1 protein-coding gene and 1 pseudogene are annotated in these 525 nt (G+C 32.6%); one reads left to right on the top strand and one right to left on the bottom strand.

The annotated features are described in order from the left end of the window. A partial coding sequence (locus GMD4S_RS10315) for an AI-2E family transporter (protein ID WP_000489826.1) occupies positions 1-242 on the bottom strand: 242 nt, incomplete at its 3' end. Between the two features lie 104 nt (positions 243-346). Here GMD4S_RS10315 and GMD4S_RS10320 point away from each other — a divergent pair. Beyond that, a pseudogene (locus GMD4S_RS10320) lies at positions 347-525 on the top strand (D-alanyl-D-alanine carboxypeptidase); the annotation flags it as partial.

Consider the following 525-nt stretch of genomic DNA (forward strand, 5'->3'; position numbering starts at 1 on the left):
AAGGCACAAAGAGTGACCAAGACACCAATTAGACGATTGATCTTACATCTCTTTTCTAAGAAAGTAACGACTGGATTTGTAATGTAGTAAAAAAATCCACCAAGCAAAAATGGAATCATGATGGTATTCACAACTGTCACGAAGGGAGTAATGATGGCTCCCATTTCTCTCCAAAGATAGAAAATCAGTGTTAATAATAAAATTTCAGCTGTCCAAAAAAATAATTTGTTTCTGCGGAACATAGGTATCCTCCTTCTCTCTATTTTACCATATTTCTGAAAAAGATAAGATGGCTTTAGTAAAAAAACGAGAATATTTTTTTTCTTTATGATAAAATAAAGCTAATATGAAAAAAATAATTTTATCTTTTATGACACTTTTAGTTCTTGGAACAGCTTCTACTGTTTCTGCTCAGGAGTTTGATGTTGCTGCTAAACATGCTATTGCTGTCGAGGCTACAACTGGAAAAATCCTCTATGAAAAAGATGCAAATCAGCCTGTAGAAATTGCTTCTATTACAAAACT

This window comes from Streptococcus sp. GMD4S, from assembly GCF_000296955.1.